General features: G+C 59.5%; 15 protein-coding genes. 7 read left to right on the plus strand and 8 right to left on the minus strand.

Going from position 1 to position 16,164, the window contains the following annotated elements:
- The first annotated feature begins 255 nt into the window (after positions 1 to 255).
- The 3 genes from AFK24_RS00180 (at position 256) to AFK24_RS00190 (ending at position 3,266) form a co-directional block, all read left to right on the plus strand.
- Positions 256 to 1,104: a glycine betaine ABC transporter substrate-binding protein gene (locus AFK24_RS00180; protein WP_065831321.1), complete on the plus strand. Its 849-nt coding sequence runs from the start codon at positions 256 to 258 to the stop codon at positions 1,102 to 1,104.
- Between the two features lie 195 nt (positions 1,105 to 1,299).
- Positions 1,300 to 1,611 (plus strand): DUF485 domain-containing protein, encoded by a 312-nt coding sequence (locus tag AFK24_RS00185; RefSeq protein ID WP_065831322.1) that lies wholly within the window; start codon positions 1,300 to 1,302, stop codon positions 1,609 to 1,611.
- Positions 1,608 to 3,266 (plus strand): cation acetate symporter, encoded by a 1,659-nt coding sequence (locus AFK24_RS00190; protein WP_065831323.1) that lies wholly within the window; start codon positions 1,608 to 1,610, stop codon positions 3,264 to 3,266. The genes AFK24_RS00185 and AFK24_RS00190 overlap by 4 nt, the downstream gene beginning before the upstream one ends.
- A gap of 250 nt (positions 3,267 to 3,516) precedes the next feature.
- Here AFK24_RS00190 and AFK24_RS00195 read toward each other — a convergent pair whose 3' ends face one another.
- Positions 3,517 to 3,675: a DUF3309 family protein gene (locus AFK24_RS00195; RefSeq protein WP_080481998.1), complete on the minus strand. Its 159-nt coding sequence runs from the start codon at positions 3,673 to 3,675 to the stop codon at positions 3,517 to 3,519.
- Between the two features lie 233 nt (positions 3,676 to 3,908).
- On the opposite strand from AFK24_RS00195, the gene AFK24_RS00200 reads away from it, so the two are divergent.
- The 4 genes from AFK24_RS00200 to csrA all read left to right on the plus strand — a co-directional run bounded on the left by AFK24_RS00200 (position 3,909) and on the right by csrA (position 6,127).
- On the plus strand, positions 3,909 to 4,286 hold the full coding sequence (locus tag AFK24_RS00200; RefSeq protein ID WP_065831324.1) for a DUF2784 domain-containing protein: 378 nt from the start codon (positions 3,909 to 3,911) through the stop codon (positions 4,284 to 4,286).
- Positions 4,287 to 4,391: 105 nt separating this feature from the next.
- Positions 4,392 to 5,189, plus strand: coding sequence for an SDR family oxidoreductase (locus AFK24_RS00205; protein ID WP_065831325.1), 798 nt, complete (start codon positions 4,392 to 4,394; stop codon positions 5,187 to 5,189).
- Positions 5,190 to 5,430: 241 nt separating this feature from the next.
- Positions 5,431 to 5,763 carry a YnfA family protein gene (locus tag AFK24_RS00210; RefSeq protein WP_065831326.1) on the plus strand — a complete coding sequence of 111 codons (333 nt, stop codon included), beginning with the start codon at positions 5,431 to 5,433 and terminating at the stop codon, positions 5,761 to 5,763.
- 157 nt (positions 5,764 to 5,920) lie between these two features.
- Entirely contained in the window at positions 5,921 to 6,127 is a 207-nt protein-coding gene (gene csrA, locus AFK24_RS00215; RefSeq protein WP_065831327.1) for a carbon storage regulator CsrA, read from the plus strand.
- An 8-nt stretch (positions 6,128 to 6,135) separates the two neighbouring features.
- Here the strand turns inward: csrA and AFK24_RS00220 are convergent, their stop codons facing one another.
- The 7 genes from AFK24_RS00220 to AFK24_RS00250 form a co-directional block, all read right to left on the minus strand.
- Complete coding sequence (locus tag AFK24_RS00220) at positions 6,136 to 6,363, minus strand: YheU family protein (protein ID WP_020290434.1); 228 nt, start codon at positions 6,361 to 6,363, stop codon at positions 6,136 to 6,138.
- Positions 6,364 to 6,504: 141 nt separating this feature from the next.
- Positions 6,505 to 7,707 (minus strand): osmoprotectant NAGGN system M42 family peptidase, encoded by a 1,203-nt coding sequence (locus AFK24_RS00225; protein ID WP_065831328.1) that lies wholly within the window; start codon positions 7,705 to 7,707, stop codon positions 6,505 to 6,507.
- A gap of 124 nt (positions 7,708 to 7,831) precedes the next feature.
- The gene (ngg, locus tag AFK24_RS00230; RefSeq protein WP_065831329.1) at positions 7,832 to 9,580 is read right to left on the minus strand and encodes an N-acetylglutaminylglutamine synthetase; all 1,749 of its coding nucleotides are present in this window, start codon (positions 9,578 to 9,580) and stop codon (positions 7,832 to 7,834) included.
- A 4-nt stretch (positions 9,581 to 9,584) separates the two neighbouring features.
- The gene (locus AFK24_RS00235; RefSeq protein WP_065831330.1) at positions 9,585 to 11,357 is read right to left on the minus strand and encodes an N-acetylglutaminylglutamine amidotransferase; all 1,773 of its coding nucleotides are present in this window, start codon (positions 11,355 to 11,357) and stop codon (positions 9,585 to 9,587) included.
- A 163-nt stretch (positions 11,358 to 11,520) separates the two neighbouring features.
- Positions 11,521 to 12,597: a lipocalin-like domain-containing protein gene (locus AFK24_RS00240; RefSeq protein WP_065831331.1), complete on the minus strand. Its 1,077-nt coding sequence runs from the start codon at positions 12,595 to 12,597 to the stop codon at positions 11,521 to 11,523.
- Entirely contained in the window at positions 12,587 to 15,067 is a 2,481-nt protein-coding gene (locus AFK24_RS00245) for an ABC transporter permease (RefSeq protein ID WP_065831332.1), read from the minus strand. Before AFK24_RS00245 ends, AFK24_RS00240 begins: the two co-directional genes overlap by 11 nt.
- 1 nt (position 15,068) lies before the next feature.
- Positions 15,069 to 15,737: an ABC transporter ATP-binding protein gene (locus tag AFK24_RS00250; protein WP_065831333.1), complete on the minus strand. Its 669-nt coding sequence runs from the start codon at positions 15,735 to 15,737 to the stop codon at positions 15,069 to 15,071.
- Positions 15,738 to 16,164 lie beyond the last annotated feature (427 nt).

Genomic DNA, 16,164 nt, shown 5'->3' on the forward strand with positions numbered 1-16,164 from the left:
CGCGTTTTACGACATGGATGTCGTTGATGGCCGTGTGATGTCGTTTCCCGATGCATTGACGTCGCTGACAGAGCATGTCCCAACATCGGCACGGTTGATTATCAAGGCGTCGACACGGTGCTGGTCATCGTTCGCAACAGTGGTTGAAGCGTGAAAGGTGCGCGGTGCTCCAAAGTTGGGCGCGGCCTGCGACCTTAATAACAACGTCAACGATGCCCGACCGCCGTCGGGCGCAGGACTACCGGGGAAGTAACGATGAAGATGCGAAAAATCCTGGGCGTGAGTGCCGCTCTGGCCCTTGCTGTCAGTTCCACGCTGGCCTCGGCCAAAGAAGTGAGCATTGGCTATGTCGACGGTTGGTCCGATAGCGTTGCCACAACGAACGTTGCAGCGGAAGTGATCAGGCAGAAGCTCGGTTATGACGTAAAACTGCAAGCCGTTGCGGCCGGGATCATGTGGCAAGGCGTGGCTACCGGCAAACTGGACATGATGCTGTCGGCCTGGCTGCCGGTCACTCATGGCGAGTACATGACCAAGAACAAAGACAACGTGGTGAACTACGGTTCCAACTTCAAGGACGCCAAGATCGGCTTGATCGTGCCTGAGTACGTGAAAGCCACGAGCATCGAAGATCTCAAGACCGATACGACATTCAAGAATAAAATTGTCGGGATCGATGCCGGTTCGGGCGTCATGCTCAAGACCGATCAGGCCATCAAGGACTACGGTCTGGATGGCTACAAACTGCAGGCCAGTTCCGGCGCCGGCATGATTGCCGAGCTGACCCGTGCCGAGAATAAGAAAGAATCCATCGCGGTGACTGGCTGGGTGCCACACTGGATGTTCGCCAAGTGGAAGTTGAAGTTTCTCGAAGATCCAAAGGGTGTCTACGGTGCAGCTGAAACCGTGGATAGCATCGGCAGCAAAGAACTGGCCGCCAAGGCTCCGGAAGTTGTCGACTTCCTGAAGAAGTTCCAATGGACTTCCAAGGATGAGATCGGTGAAGTGATGCTGGCCATTCAGGACGGCGCCAAACCTGAAGCCGCCGCCAAGGACTGGGTCGCCAAGCACCCGGACCGCGTCAAAGAGTGGACCGGCAAATAAGCCTCCGCATCTGACGTCACACCAAAGCCGCCCGGTTCAACGACCGGGCGGCTTTTTTGTGGGTGGTCAATTGACTTCCTCCCGGCTAAAGCCGGTCCTACAGTGTCGTTCTAATACTAAGGTCGTCTGGAGCGCGCGCCAGACCTGACTAAAGTGAATGTGTGACATCTCATCTGTGCTGCGAGGACAAAAACAATGAACGACAGCATTTACCTCTCGATTCAAAACAGCCCCCGTTTCAAGGAGCTGGTATCAAAAAGAGAGCGCTTCGCCTGGATTCTCTCGGCGATCATGCTTGGCCTGTATGCGGCCTTTATTCTTTTGATTGCTTATGGACCCCACATTCTGGGGGCCAAGTTAAGCCCGACATCAACGATTACCTGGGGAATGCCTATCGGGGTCGGTTTGATCCTGTCTGCGTTCATTCTCACAGCGATCTATGTTCACCGCGCAAACGGTGAATTCGATGACCTGAACAACGCGATCCTGAAGGAGGCTCAGCAATGATCCGGCGCCTCTTGGCAGTATTCGGCCTGGCCGCCTTCGCGCCGTCCCTCTGGGCGGCAGAAGCGTTGACTGGCGCTGTGCAGAAACAACCGCTGAACGTTTCGGCGATCATCATGTTCGTCATTTTCGTCGGCTTTACCCTGTACATCACTTATTGGGCATCGAAGAAGAACAAGACAGCAGCAGACTACTATTCGGCGGGTGGCAAGATCACCGGCTTCCAGAATGGTCTGGCGATTGCGGGTGACTATATGTCCGCCGCTTCTTTCCTGGGTATCTCCGCGCTGGTTTATACCTCCGGCTACGACGGCCTGATCTACTCGATCGGCTTCCTGGTGGGCTGGCCGATCATTCTGTTCCTGATCGCCGAACGCTTGCGTAACCTGGGTAAGTACACTTTCGCTGACGTGGCGTCCTATCGCCTCAAGCAGAAAGAGATCCGTACCCTGTCCGCCTGCGGTTCGCTGGTGGTGGTTGCGTTCTACCTGATCGCGCAGATGGTTGGCGCCGGCAAGCTGATCCAGCTGCTGTTCGGGCTGGACTACGCGGTTGCGGTGGTGTTGGTCGGTATCCTGATGTGCCTGTATGTGCTGTTCGGCGGCATGCTCGCAACCACCTGGGTGCAGATCATCAAGGCCGTGATGCTGTTGTCCGGTGCGTCGTTCATGGCCCTGATGGTCATGAAACACGTCAACTTCGACTTCAACGTGCTGTTCTCCGAAGCGGTCAAGGTTCACCCTAAAGGTGAAGCGATCATGAGCCCGGGCGGTCTGGTCAAGGATCCGGTCTCGGCGTTCTCCCTGGGTCTGGCACTGATGTTCGGTACCGCTGGCCTGCCGCACATCCTGATGCGCTTCTTCACCGTAAGCGATGCGAAAGAAGCCCGTAAGTCGGTGCTGTATGCCACCGGTTTCATCGGCTACTTCTACATCCTGACCTTCATCATCGGCTTCGGCGCGATCCTGCTGGTCAGCACCAATCCGGCGTTCAAGGACGCAGCGGGTGCGCTGTTGGGCGGTAACAACATGGCAGCGGTTCACCTGGCCGATGCGGTCGGTGGCAGTCTGTTCCTGGGCTTCATCTCGGCAGTTGCCTTCGCCACCATCCTGGCAGTGGTTGCCGGTTTGACCCTGGCGGGTGCTTCGGCGGTTTCTCATGACTTGTATGCCAGCGTGATCAAGGCCGGCAAAGCCAACGAGAAAGACGAGATCCGCGTTTCGAAGATCACCACCATTGCCCTGGCAATCGTGGCCATCCTTCTGGGCATCGCCTTCGAAAGCCAGAACATCGCGTTCATGGTTGGCCTGGCGTTCTCCATCGCGGCGAGCTGTAACTTCCCGATCTTGCTGCTTTCCATGTACTGGAAAAACCTGACCACCCGTGGCGCCATGATCGGCGGCTGGATGGGCTTGATCAGCGCCGTGGTGCTGATGGTCCTTGGTCCGACCATCTGGGTGTCGATCCTGCACCATGAGAAAGCCATCTTCCCGTACGAATACCCGGCGCTGTTCTCTATCGCCATCGCCTTCGTCGGTATCTGGTTCTTCTCCATCACCGACAAGTCTAAAGCGGCGGAGGGCGAGCGCGCCTTGTTCTACCCGCAGTTCGTACGCTCGCAGACTGGCCTGGGTGCCAGCGGCGCGGTGTCGCACTGATTTGGCTGATGTGACGTAACCGCAAGACAAGACGCCCCGAATGATTCGGGGCGTTTTTGTTTGTATCGGTTGCTGGTGTTGTGTCTGTAATTGTGCACGAAAAGGCAAAAGTCAAAAGCAGAGCGACTTCCGTTGGAGCGAGGCTTGCCCGCGAATCGTTTGGTCGGCTAAAACTACAAACTAAGAGTTTATCCAACGAAATAAAAAACCCCGCCGAATTGGCGGGGTTTTTTTGGCTAAAGCCGGGAAGTTATATTTTTCCGAGCAATACCAATATCAACAGAATAACCAGGATGGTGCCGATGATGCCCGACGGCCCGTAACCCCAGCTGCGGGAGTGCGGGAATACCGGCAGACCGCCAACCAGCAGCAAGATCAGAATAATGATAAGAATTGTGCCGATGCCCATGACGAGTTCCTTCTGGTGTTCGTGGAGTGGCTTTAACAGTTCAAGCTTTTGCCGAACCGGCGTAAAGTTTGTGCTGCTTAACTACTCCGACTATCGTGTTTCGGAAAAAGTCCATGTCAGGTTCAAGAAAGCCTGAAAATAATAAAATATTTATATTTATCAGTGGATTATTGAACTTTAACCCGAGTTGAAAGATCTCGCTTTTATAACCGCACCGCAGCAGGATTTACCCCATGTTTTTTCGCCTGGCAGCCGACGCCGTCGTCGTGGTGCATGTGTTGTTCATTTTGTTCGTATTATTTGGCGGGCTGCTGGTGCTGCGTTGGCGCTGGCTGGTGATCCTGCATATTCCGGCGTTGGTGTGGGGCGCAGTGGTGGAGTTTTTCCATTTCTATTGCCCGTTGACCCCGCTGGAGAACGCGTTGCGCAGCCGGGCCGGCACTGAGGGCTACGACGGTGGTTTTATCGAACATTACCTGATCCCGCTGATCTATCCCGCAGGCCTGACTCCGCAGATTCAACTGTGGCTGGGCGGGATTGTCGTGCTCTGCAACCTGGTGGTTTACAGCTGGCTGGCCAGTCGTCGATGGTCGCGCCGCAAATCCTTGTAACGCAGGGTTTGCCTCAGTCATTCAGCGCCTTGATGGTGGGTTGGATTGGCATTTTCAGTGGTTACACTGCGGCTTATCTTCTTCGCAAAGACAAGGCGTTCCCCTATGCAAAATCGCATCATGATCACTGGCGCCGGGTCAGGCCTGGGTCGCGAAATCGCGTTGCGCTGGGCCCGTGAAGGCTGGCGTCTGGCATTGTCCGATGTCAACGATGCAGGCCTGCAGGAGACGCTCAAACTTGTCCGCGAGGCCGGCAGTGATGGTTTCGTTCAGCGCTGCGATGTGCGCGACTACAGTCAGCTGACCGCTTTCGCCCAGGCCTGTGAAGAAAAATTCGGCGGCATCGACACCATCGTCAATAACGCTGGAGTTGCCTCTGGTGGCTTCTTCAGCGAGCTGTCCCTGGAAGACTGGGACTGGCAAATCGCGATCAACCTCATGGGTGTGGTCAAGGGCTGCAAGGCGTTTCTGCCGTTGCTGGAAGTCAGCAAGGGAAAAATCATCAACATTGCGTCCATGGCGGCCTTGATGCAGGGCCCGGCCATGAGCAACTACAACGTCGCCAAGGCCGGTGTGGTGGCCTTGTCAGAGAGCCTGTTGATTGAATTGCGCCAACAGGAGATTGGCGTGCATGTGGTCTGCCCATCGTTTTTCCAGACCAACCTGCTGGACTCTTTCCGTGGGCCGACGCCAGCCATGAAAGCGCAGGTCGGCAAGTTATTGGAGAGCTCGCCGATCACTGCCAGCGAAATCGCCGACTACATCTTCGAGCAGGTCGCCCAAGGTGAATTCATGATCCTGCCCCACGAGCAAGGGCGCATTGCCTGGCAACTCAAGTGCAAGAATCCGCAGTTGCTGTATGACGAGATGGCGGCGATGTCGGAGAAGATGCGTCGCCGTTAGCGCAGATGCCGCGCTGTCGACCCTCAAACAGGGAAACCATTGTAGGAGGGGACTTGTGTAGGAGGGGACTTGTCCCCGAAGACGATTTTCAGGGCAAACGGATAATTCAGATTTCAACGTCGCCGGGTCGAATTTTCGGGAACAAGTCCCTCCTGCCGGATTATGCATCCTGATTTCTAGCCTTCTGCGCTTTCTGATAGGGTTGCCGCCATTCACCGGCAACTTTTGACGAGAACTCTCCTTGCTCAACTACCTATGGTTTTTCCTTGCCGCCTTGTTCGAAATTGCCGGCTGTTATGCCTTCTGGATGTGGCTGCGTCTGGGTAAAAGTGCGCTCTGGATTATTCCCGGGCTGATCAGCCTGACCCTGTTCGCGCTGTTGCTCACTCGAGTGGAGGCGACTTATGCCGGGCGCGCCTACGCGGCGTATGGCGGTATCTACATCATTGCGTCCATCACCTGGCTGGGTGTCATCGAGCGGGTCAGACCCTTGAATTCCGATTGGCTCGGTGCCGCGCTGTGTGTAATCGGCGCGACGATTATCCTGTTCGGTCCGCGCTGGTCCACCCCATAATCCCGCGCTGCATAGGCGTTCTTCTATTGAATGTAGGACGTTTCCTTCGGGCTTATCCGGTGGGCGTGAAGGACGCTACTGATTTTCCGTCTGTGCATTGATGGGCACAAACCGCCGATGCAATCTGACTCTCTTTAACAATAATGAGAGTAGGAAAATGCTGATACTAACGCGGGAAATAGGCGAAACATTCTCTATTGGCGATGACATTTCCGTGCAGATTCTGGCCATCCAGGGCAATCAGGTACGGTTTGGCATCACTGCCCCCAGCCATATCAAAGTGCATCGGGCCGAGGTGTACCGGCGCATCGCCCAGCGCCTGTCACAGCAGCATGCAGAGAGCGAACCACAGCATCGGCCCTGAGTGGACGCTCAGTCGAAGAATTCCTTGGGCACTTCATGCTTGAGCATCAACTGGCACTGCTGGCTTTCCAGATCGAAGAAGATCACCGCCTGGCCTTTGTTCAATGCATGCCGAACGCGTAATACGCGGGTTTCCAGAGGCGTGTCATCGCCGTTGTCGGTGCCTTCGCGGGTAACGAAATCTTCGATCAGGCGGGTGAGGGTGTCAGCTTCGAGTTGGTCGTAGGGGATCAGCATAAGAGTTCTCGCATCAATTCCCGGCGATGATAGTGCACGGGGCTTGTTGGAGCGAGGCTTGCCCGCGAAGGCGGTAGGTCAGCCAAGCCATGTGTCGCCTGAACCAATCGCGGGCAAGCCTCGCTCCAACAGACTTGCGGACTACTCCACCTCTTCCCGATTCTGCCCGATCAGGCTGTCCACCGCTGGTACACGGGTGTCCGATTCCATCTGCGCGTCATGTTCAATCTGATGACTGAATTTCTCAAGGGACGCCGTCGCCGGTTTTGCGTCGCTGGCGAAGACTGGCGGGCTGAGCATGTAGGCGCCCAGCAACCGGCTCAGACCGGCGAGGCTGTCAATATGCGTGCGTTCGTAGCCGTGGGTCGCGTCGCAGCCGAAGGCCAGCAGGGCAGTGCGAATGTCATGCCCGGCGGTGACCGCCGAATGGGCATCGCTGAAGTAATAGCGAAACATGTCACGGCGCACCGGCAGTTCGTTTTCAGCACCCAGGCGCAACAAATGCCGGGACAGATGGTAATCGTAAGGCCCGCCCGAATCCTGCATCGCGACACTGACTGCGTGCTCGCTGGAATGCTGGCCCGGCGCAACTGGCGCGATATCAATGCCGACGAACTCACTGACGTCCCACGGCAATACGCCCGCCGCGCCGGTGCCGGTTTCTTCGGTGATGGTGAACAGCGGGTGGCAATCGATCAGCGGTTCAGCGCCGCTGTCGACGATGGCTTTGAGCGCCGCGAGCAATGCTGCCACGCCTGCCTTGTCGTCCAGATGGCGAGCGCTGATATGCCCACTCTCGGTAAATTCCGGCAGCGGATCAAAGGCCACGAAGTCGCCAATGCCAATGCCCAGGGATTCGCAATCGGCCTTGGTCGTGGCGTAAGCGTCGAGGCGCAGTTCGACGTGGTCCCAGCTGATCGGCATCTCATCGACCGCAGTGTTGAACGCATGCCCGGACGCCATCAGCGGCAGCACGCTGCCACGAATCACGCCGTTGTCGGTGAACACGCTGACCCGGCTGCCTTCGGCAAAACGGCTCGACCAGCAACCAATCGGTGCCAGCGACAGGCGACCATTGTCTTTCACTTCGCGCACGGCGGCGCCGATGGTGTCCAGGTGTGCAGAAACCGCGCGGTCCGGGCTGTTTTGCTTGCCCTTCAGGGTGGCGCGAATGGTCCCGCGCCGGGTCAGTTCGAACGGGATGCCCAGTTCTTCAAGACGCTCGGCGACGTAGCGCACGATGGTGTCGGTGAAACCGGTGGGGCTTGGGATCGCGAGCATTTCCAACAGGACTTTCTGCAGGTAATTCAGATCCGGCTCGGGAATTTTTCTTGCAGTGGTCATTGGGGTACTCCTGAAATGCGGGGGCCGTATTCGTAGGAGCGGATTTATCCGCGAGGAGGGTGGGTCAGCCAAGCATCATGGATGCGTGACACAACACACTCCCGGATAAATCCGGTCCTACAGGTTACGAATGCACAGGCAAACTGTGCGGGAACAGCAGATCGACGAAACGTTCTGCCGTGGGTTGCGGTTCATGGTTGGCCAGACCAACACGTTCGTTGGCTTCGATGAATACGTATTCGGGTTGATCGGCAGCCGGGACCATCAGGTCCAGGCCGACCACCGGGATGTCCAGCGCCCGCGCCGCGCGGATTGCGGCGTCGTTGAGCACCGGATGCAGAATCCCGGTGACGTCTTCCAGGCAGCCGCCGGTGTGCAGGTTGGCGGTGCGGCGCACGGCCAGTCGCTGGTCCATGGGCAGGACGCTGTCATAGGTAAAACCCGCGTCTCGCACAGTGCGTTCGGTTTCTTCATCCAGCGGAATCTTGCTTTCGCCGCCAGTAGCCGCTGAACGACGGCGACTTTGCGCCTCGATCAACTGGCCAATCGTGTGCCGACCATCGCCGACCACTTCGGCCGGACGACGAATCGCCGCTGCCACCACTTCGAAACCAATCACTACGATGCGCAGATCGAGGCCTTCGTGGAAGCTTTCCAGAATCACCCGCGAGTCGAACTGGCGCGCACGCTCGATGGCGTCGTGCATCTCTTGCGGGGTGCGCAAATTGACCGCGACGCCCTGACCTTGCTCACCGTCCAATGGCTTGACGACGATCTGCCCGTGCTCTTCAAGGAACGCCAGATTCGCTTCGTTTTCGCCTGCACGCTGTTGCGCGGGCAGGTTGAGCCCGGCCGCTTTCAGCGCCCGATGGGTCATGCTTTTGTCCTGGCACAGGGTCATGCTCACGGCGCTGGTCAGGTCGCTCAGGGATTCCCGACAACGAATCCGCCGACCGCCATAGGCCAGCGTGAACAAGCCCGCTCCGGCATCGTCCACTTGAACTTCAATGCCGCGCCGGTGCGCTTCTTCGACGATGATCCGCGCATAGGGATTGAAATCTCCCAATGGGCCAGGGCCGAGAAACAGTGCTTCGTTGATACCGTTCTTGCGTTTGATGGCAAAGGTCGGCAGGTTGCGAAAACCCAGCTTGGCGTACAGCGCCTTGGCTTGCTCGTTGTCATGCAGAACCGACAGGTCGAGATAACTCAGGCCGCGACTCATGAAATGCTCGATCAGATGCCGAACCAACACTTCGCCGACACCGGGCCGCGTGCATTGCGGATCAACCGCCAGGCACCACAGGCTGCTGCCGTTTTCTGGATCATTGAAAGCTTTTTGATGATTCAGGCCCATGACACTGCCGATCACCGCGTTGCTGCTTTCATCTTCGGCAATCCAGTACACCGGCCCGCCCTGATGGCGCGGGGTCAGCAGTTCTGGGTCAATCGGCAACATGCCGCGCGCCAGATACAGGTTATTGATTGCCTGCCAGTCGTTGTCGTTCTGCGCCCGACGAATGCGGAAACCACGAAACACCCGCTGGGCCGGCCGATAATCGCTGAACCACAGGCGCAACGTGTCGGAGGGATCGAGGAACAACTGTTGTGGCGACTGCGCCAGCACTTGCTGCGGCGCGGCCACGTACAACGCGATGTCGCGTTCGCCGGGTTTTTCATTGAGCAGCTCGTTGGCCAGGCTCGCAGGGTTCGCGTAGGTGTGCCCAATCAACAGCCGACCCCAGCCGCAATGCAGCGCCAGCGGTTGCGCATCGACTGGGCTGCCATCTTCGGCCAGACGCGCTTGCAGACGTTCATACGAGGGCGATTGGCCGCGCAACAGGCGTTGGCTGTAAGCCGTCGAATTCTGTTTCATCAGATCAAAGTCCTTGTTCGCTGAGCCACAGGTTCAGCGCCGCCAACTGCCAGAGTTTCGAGCCGCGCAGCGGGGTCAACTGGCCTTGAGGGTCGGTCAGCAATTTGTCGATCATGGTCGGGTTGAACAGGCCGCGATCCTGGCTCGGGTCGAGCAGCAATTCGCGCACCCAGTTCAAGGTATCGCCTTGCAGATGCTTGAGGCCCGGCACCGGGAAGTAACCTTTCTTGCGGTCGATGACCTCGGAAGGGATGACCATGCGTGCGGCTTCTTTCAACACCTGCTTGCCACCGTCCGGCAGCTTGAACTTGCCGGGGATGCGCGCCGACAGCTCGACCAGGCGGTAATCCAGAAACGGCGTCCGCGCTTCCAGGCCCCAGGCCATGGTCATGTTGTCCACTCGCTTAACCGGGTCGTCGACCAGCATCACTGTGCTGTCCAGACGCAAGGCTTTGTCCACCGCTGCATCGGCGCCGGGCTGGGCGAAATGCTCGCGCACGAAATCACCGGCGGCGTCATTGGCGGTCAGCCATTTTGGCTGCACGGTGGCCTTGTATTCGTCGTAGCTGCGGTCTACGAAAGCATCGCGATAGGCGGCAACCGGATCGCTGGCGCCGTCCACTTGCGGGTACCAGTGATAACCGGCGAACAGCTCATCAGCACCCTGGCCGCTTTGCACCACTTTGCAATGCTTGGCGACTTCGCGGGACAACAGATAAAACGCGATGCAGTCGTGGCTGACCATCGGCTCGCTCATGGCGCGGAACGCCGCCGGCAGTTGCTCGATGATCTCGCTTTCCTGAATCCGTAATTGATGGTGATTGGTGCCGTAATGCTTGGCGATCAGGTCCGAATACTGAAACTCATCGCCGCGCTCGCCGCCTGCATCCTGAAAACCGATGGAGAAGGTCGAGAGATCCTCGACACCCACTTCGCGCAGCAAGCCGACCAGCATGCTTGAATCGACGCCGCCGGAAAGCAGCACGCCGACATCCACCGCCGCCCGTTGACGGATCGCCACGGCTTCGCGGGTGCTGTCCAGCACCCGGTCGCGCCAGTCTTCCAGCGTCAGGTTGGTTTCGTCTGCATGGGGGCCGTAAGGCAGGCGCCACCAGACTTTCTGCTCGGTCTTGCCCGTTGCGTCGATACGCATCCAGCTGGCTGGCGGCAGTTTTTCAACACCGGCCAGCAAGGTGCGTGGCGCGGGCACGACGGCATGGAAGTTCAGGTAGTGATTGAGCGCTACCGGGTCGAGCAGGCCGCTGATATCACCGCCCTTGAGTAGCGCGGGCAGCGTCGAGGCAAAGCGCAGGCGTTTGTCGGTGCGCGACAGGTACAGCGGCTTGACGCCCAGACGGTCGCGAGCGATGAACAGCTCTTGCGTGTCGCGTTCCCAGATGGCGAAGGCGAACATGCCGTTGAGCTTGGGCAGCATGTCTACGCCCCAGGCGTGATAGCCCTTGAGCAATACTTCGGTGTCGCCGCCGGAATGGAACTGATAACCCAAGCCTTCCAGCTCGGTCCTCAATTCCGGGAAGTTGTAGATCGCGCCGTTGAAGGCCAGGGACAAGCCCAGATGGCTGTCGATCATCGGCTGCGCTGAGCCGTCCGACAGGTCCATGATTTTCAATCGACGATGACCAAGGGCAACTGGCCCCTGGCTGTGAAACCCCCACGCATCCGGGCCGCGAGGCGCCAGCTCATGGGTAATTCGTTCAACCGCGGCGAGATCCGCCGGTTGATGATCAAAACGTAATTCGCCTGCTAATCCGCACATAAGTCCTTACCGGGTTTCCGTTGGGGAAGGTGGCCGGAAAATGCGGCCACCCAGAAACTGACCTATGTGAAACGGGGTAGTTTTAGATCAATCGGTTATAAGGACGGTATTCGGGAATAGCCTATGGACCGGTAGGAGCGAGGCTTGCCCGCGAATGGGCCATTCAATACCCGGTCATCTCCAGATACCCGACGCCTTGATGGCTGCCGCTGACCGTTACCGGGCCTTCCCAATACGGAATGCGCAAATCCATCCACGCCTTGGGATTGAGCGCGGTGGTGGTGATGTCCAGGGCCTTGCCGGGGATTTTCACTGACCAGCGGGTCGGCATCGTGTGCCCGGCGACTTGCGTGGTTTGCAGCGGTGTCAGGCTGATGTCCTCGGCGTGCAACAACTGCGTGCTGCCGTCTGCCGCGATCCAGGTTCCGGTCAGGTAGGGCTCGCCGTCCTTCTGGCGCATGCGATAAAGCATCAGTGCGGAGCCGTCGTCCAAATGCACCGAGAACCAATCCCAGCCGGTTTGATTGGCGGTCAGCGGCTGGCTGCTCCATTCGCGGTCCAGCCAGGCCGGGCCGCTGACGTGATAGGTCTTGCCGTCGATTTGCAATTCGCCGTCGGTCTGGAAAAACGGCTGGCTGTAGTAATACGACGCCTGGCCTTGCTCGGATTTCTGGCTGAAGCCTTGTTCACCCTGAAGCACCAAAGGCTTTTGCGCCTTGAGCTGCAGTTGATAAGCGAAGTTCGGACCTTTGGCGGTCAAGTCCATGGCAGCGAGCGGATCTTGCCCGGATGAAGTGCTGCGCAGTGCCCAGTCATCGATCCAGGCCGCAAACGGTGCAGTGTTCACGCCAGCCTGCTCGACGCCACCTCGGGCGTAACGTTCGGCGGCGTGATGCTGGGTTGCCGAAGTGACCGCCGCGTGGCCCATCCAGATCGTGCCGTCGTTCCAGCCGGTGCCGCTGTGCCCGGCGCGCAGGGCGTTGCGAAACAGCGTCCATTGCACGCCGAAGCTCTGGCCCTGATCGTCCTTGAGGTTGGCGGTGATGTACCACCATTCAATCCGATAGCCGGCGTGCGGGCCGTGATCAGCCGGGAATACGAACGGCCGCCCCGGCGTCACTTGGGCAAACTGCTCGGCCTTGTCCGCCAGCCCGGCGAAACCCTCTTGCGGCGCGGGGGGCTTGTCGCAGGCGGCGAGCAACAGGCCGCTGAGGATAATAGCCAGCAGGTTACGACTCATTGGCGAACGTCCTCAACAAATCGGCAGGCCGCGTGCGGTACAACTTGAACAGCGGCCATGCCGACGCGAGCAGGGTAGCGAGCAGCGCCAGCGCCGCCAGTTGCGCGAGTTGCGCCGGGAAAATCTGCAATGGCAGCCGCCAGCCGAAGGCTTGCACATTGATCACCGCATCCAGGCACCAGGCGAGCAGCAAGCCCAGCGGCAGGGCGAACGCCAGGGTCAGCACCGCCAGCAACCAGGTCTGGCCCAGATTGAGCAGCATCAGTTGCCGTCGTGTCACACCCAGCGCCCACAGCGGCGCGAGCTGGCCGAGGCGGCTTTGACTCTGGGTCAGCAGGCTGATGAACAGCGCAATGCCCGCCACCCCCAGCGTCAGGCTGTTCAGCGCTGCGGTCGCGGCGAAGGTGCGTTCAAAGACTTGCGTCGACCAGCCCTTGAGCTGGCTCTGATCGATGATGTGGTTGTCGTCCAGCTTGAAGCGATCCTGCAGCGCGCGCACCAGTGGCGGGACGGCGGCAGGATCAATGCGCAGATTGAAACGAGTGGGCGCCAATTGCGGCCAGTGACTGAGAAAGTGTTGCGAATTGACCAGCAAGTGGCCTTTGGGATTGCCATAGTCGGCGTAGATGCCGACGATGCGCGGCGACCACAGGCCATCGGGCGTCGCGATGCTGACCGTATCATCCAGCCCCAGCTTCAGGCGTCGGGCCAATTGCTCGCTGACCATGACCGTGTCCTGCCGGGCCAGTTGCTCCCAGGGATCACCCGCTGCCGCTTCAAGCAGCGGCCAGTGCTGCCGGTAAGTTGGATGGTCGATCACGCCGAATAAGTCTGCAGGCCAACCCTGCAATTGAATCGACACTTGCCAGTTGGGCAAGACGGCGGTGACGCTGGGCTGCTGATTCAGCCAGGCCTGCAATTGCGGCGCTTGCGCGGGCTCTTGCGGTGTGACGTACAGCTCGGCGGTCAGGCGTTGCTCGAGCCAATTGCCGAATGTCGCGCGAAAACCGGACGTCATGCTCCCCGCGCCGATATTCGCCGCCAACGCCAGCAGCAACGCCATCAACGCCAGACTCAAGGCTGGCAATTGCTGGCGGCAGTCGGCCAGAAACCATTGGCCCAGCACGGATCGACTGCGGCCCAACAGCAGGTTGATCAGGGCGTTGAGCAACACTGGCAAACCCAGCGCTGCGCCCAGCAACAGCGCTGCCATGAGCACAAAACCGCTGGTGAGGCTGTCACCCAGGATCAATGCAGCCAAGGCGATGACTGCCGCGCCGCCCGCCACCCAGGCTTGACGCCGCAGCCAGCGGCCATGGGCCTGATGCCACGCTTGGGGATTTGCCAAGGCCAGCAAAGGCATGCGTGCAGCACGCAGCAAACTGTTCGCGCCAGCCAGCAACGCGCCCAGCACGCTCAGGCCCAGACCACTCAGCCACCACCACGGGCTCAGCGTCAGTTGGCCGGCGACTTCCGCGCCGTACAAGCCGCGCAGGCTGGCCGCCACATCCGGCAGCAGCAGGCTCGCCAGCCAATAACCGCTGGCCACGCCCAACACGCCGCCGAGCAACGCCAACACGCCCAGTTCGAAGCCCAGCGTGGTGATCAGTAAACGAGCGCTGACCCCGCAGGCGCGCAAATTGCGCAGCAGCCCGCGACGCTGCTCAAGGGCCAGGCCGATGGCGGCATGCACGATAAACAGGCCGACCACAAACGACAGGAAACCCAGCGCGTCGAGGTTCAAGTGGAAGCTTTCGGTCAGGCGCGCCAGATTGTTTTCTTCGCCGCTTTTCTTCAGCAGCAGTTGGCCGTTCAGTTCAGGTGGCAGAGCCGGATTGCCAGCGGCGAATTCCTTGTCCACCAATAGTCGTGAAACTTGCCCAGGCAGATTGAGCAGCGGTTGCGCGAAGCCGATGTCCATCAACAACACGCCCGGCGCCATGCCGATCTGGCTGTGCAGCGGCGGCAACGCTTGCCCGCCTGCGGTCAAGGGTTGTTGCCCTTCGTGCAGGCCCAGCGCTTCGAGGGTTTGCGGCGCGATCCAGGTGCGCCCCGGCGGGGTGAAGAAGGCGACGATCTGCGTCATGTCCAGGGTTTGTCCGGCCAGCGCGGAACCTGCGGGCAGGGAAACCGGCTCGATGCCCATCACCTGCACACGGCGCTGTTCCAGGCCTTGCAGGGCGATTCGACCTTGCACCACCGGCGATACCGGCCAGCCCGCGCGTCGCAGACTGATGAACAGATCCTGAGTAAACGCCGCGCCGTTGGCGGTGGACAGACTGGTCTGCGGCTCGCCGCCAATCAGTTGACTGGCCTGGGCATAGCTTTGTCGTGCCTGACTGTTGAGGGCCTGCACGCCGGTGAGCAGCGCGGTGGCCAGCCACAAACCGGTCAGCACACTGAAAAATTGCACCGGATGACGGCGCCAGTGGCTGAGCAGGGCGCGCAATGCCCAGTAGAAAACCCGCATCTCAGCGCTCGCTCTCGGCCGCCAGACGACCCAGATGCAACACCACTTTCTGCGCCAGGCGCTCGGCAACCCGTGGGCTGTGCGTGACCATCAACAGGCTGGTCGGGCTGTCCTGTAAAAGATCCAGCAGCAATTGCAGGACTTCGTCGCTGGTGGCTTCGTCGAGGTTGCCGGTGGGTTCGTCGGCCAGCAGCAACCCTGGACGCGACGCCAGCGCCCGGCCGATTGCCACGCGCTGTTGTTGCCCGCCGGACAGTTGCTCGGGATAACGCTTGAGCAGATCGCCGAGGCCCAGGCGTTCCACCAGTTGCGCCTGCCACATGGGCTCATAGCGCCCGGCCAGCCGCGCCTGGAACGCCAGGTTGTCCTCGACTTTCAGGCTGCCGATGAGGTTGAACTGCTGGAACACCAGGCCGATTTCGGTACGCCGCCAATTCGCCAACTGTGCTTCGTTCATGCGATCCAGACGCTGGCCGCTGATCTCGATCAACCCGCTGTCGGCCTGATCCAGCCCGGCCACCAGATGCAGCAAGGTACTTTTGCCGCTGCCCGATTCCCCCATCATCGCCAGGCTGCTGCCGTTTTCCAGGCGCAGATCAACCCCACGCAACACCGCCAGTGGGCCTTGGGCGGTGGGATAACTCTTGAAGACGTTTTTTACTTCAAGCATCGGCGGGCTCGATTCCGGGACGGGATTGAAGGGGCAGGATAGCGGCTTTGCCGGATACGTAGGAGGGGACTTGTCCCCGAAGGCGGCTGGTCAGACAGCGAGAGAAGCTGAAATTAACGCCGCTTGTGCTAACGCCTNGGGACTTGTCCCCGAAGGCGGCTGGTCGGACAGCGAGAGAAGCTGAAATTAACGCCGCTTGTGCTAACGCCTTCGGGGACAAGTCCCCTCCTACCGGTTTCGGTGCCGTGGCACCTCACTTCTCTCGAATCAACTCCCGCAACATAACCTTCAGGACGGGATTGAAGGGGGCAGGATAGCGGCTTTACCGGATCCGTAGGAGGGGACTTGTCCCCGAAGGCGGCTGGTCGGACAGCGAGAGAAGCTGAAATTAACGCCGCTTGTGCTAACGCCTTCGGGGACAAGTCCC

It is taken from the genome of Pseudomonas syringae, assembly GCF_001698815.1.
Classification (GTDB): Bacteria; Pseudomonadota; Gammaproteobacteria; order Pseudomonadales; family Pseudomonadaceae; genus Aquipseudomonas; species Aquipseudomonas syringae_A.

Coding starts and splice junctions, on each gene's coding strand:
- AFK24_RS00205 (WP_065831325.1), top strand. CDS start 4,392: ATGCAAAATCGCATCATGATCACTGGCGCCGGGTCAGGCCTGGGTCGC.
- AFK24_RS00190 (WP_065831323.1), top strand. CDS start 1,608: ATGATCCGGCGCCTCTTGGCAGTATTCGGCCTGGCCGCCTTCGCGCCG.
- AFK24_RS00220 (WP_020290434.1), bottom strand. CDS start 6,363: ATGCTGATCCCCTACGACCAACTCGAAGCTGACACCCTCACCCGCCTG.
- AFK24_RS00250 (WP_065831333.1), bottom strand. CDS start 15,737: ATGCTTGAAGTAAAAAACGTCTTCAAGAGTTATCCCACCGCCCAAGGC.
- AFK24_RS00235 (WP_065831330.1), bottom strand. CDS start 11,357: ATGTGCGGATTAGCAGGCGAATTACGTTTTGATCATCAACCGGCGGAT.
- AFK24_RS00185 (WP_065831322.1), top strand. CDS start 1,300: ATGAACGACAGCATTTACCTCTCGATTCAAAACAGCCCCCGTTTCAAG.
- ngg (WP_065831329.1), bottom strand. CDS start 9,580: ATGAAACAGAATTCGACGGCTTACAGCCAACGCCTGTTGCGCGGCCAA.
- AFK24_RS00180 (WP_065831321.1), top strand. CDS start 256: ATGAAGATGCGAAAAATCCTGGGCGTGAGTGCCGCTCTGGCCCTTGCT.
- AFK24_RS00200 (WP_065831324.1), top strand. CDS start 3,909: ATGTTTTTTCGCCTGGCAGCCGACGCCGTCGTCGTGGTGCATGTGTTG.
- AFK24_RS00245 (WP_065831332.1), bottom strand. CDS start 15,067: ATGCGGGTTTTCTACTGGGCATTGCGCGCCCTGCTCAGCCACTGGCGC.
- AFK24_RS00195 (WP_080481998.1), bottom strand. CDS start 3,675: ATGGGCATCGGCACAATTCTTATCATTATTCTGATCTTGCTGCTGGTT.
- AFK24_RS00225 (WP_065831328.1), bottom strand. CDS start 7,707: ATGACCACTGCAAGAAAAATTCCCGAGCCGGATCTGAATTACCTGCAG.
- AFK24_RS00240 (WP_065831331.1), bottom strand. CDS start 12,597: ATGAGTCGTAACCTGCTGGCTATTATCCTCAGCGGCCTGTTGCTCGCC.
- csrA (WP_065831327.1), top strand. CDS start 5,921: ATGCTGATACTAACGCGGGAAATAGGCGAAACATTCTCTATTGGCGAT.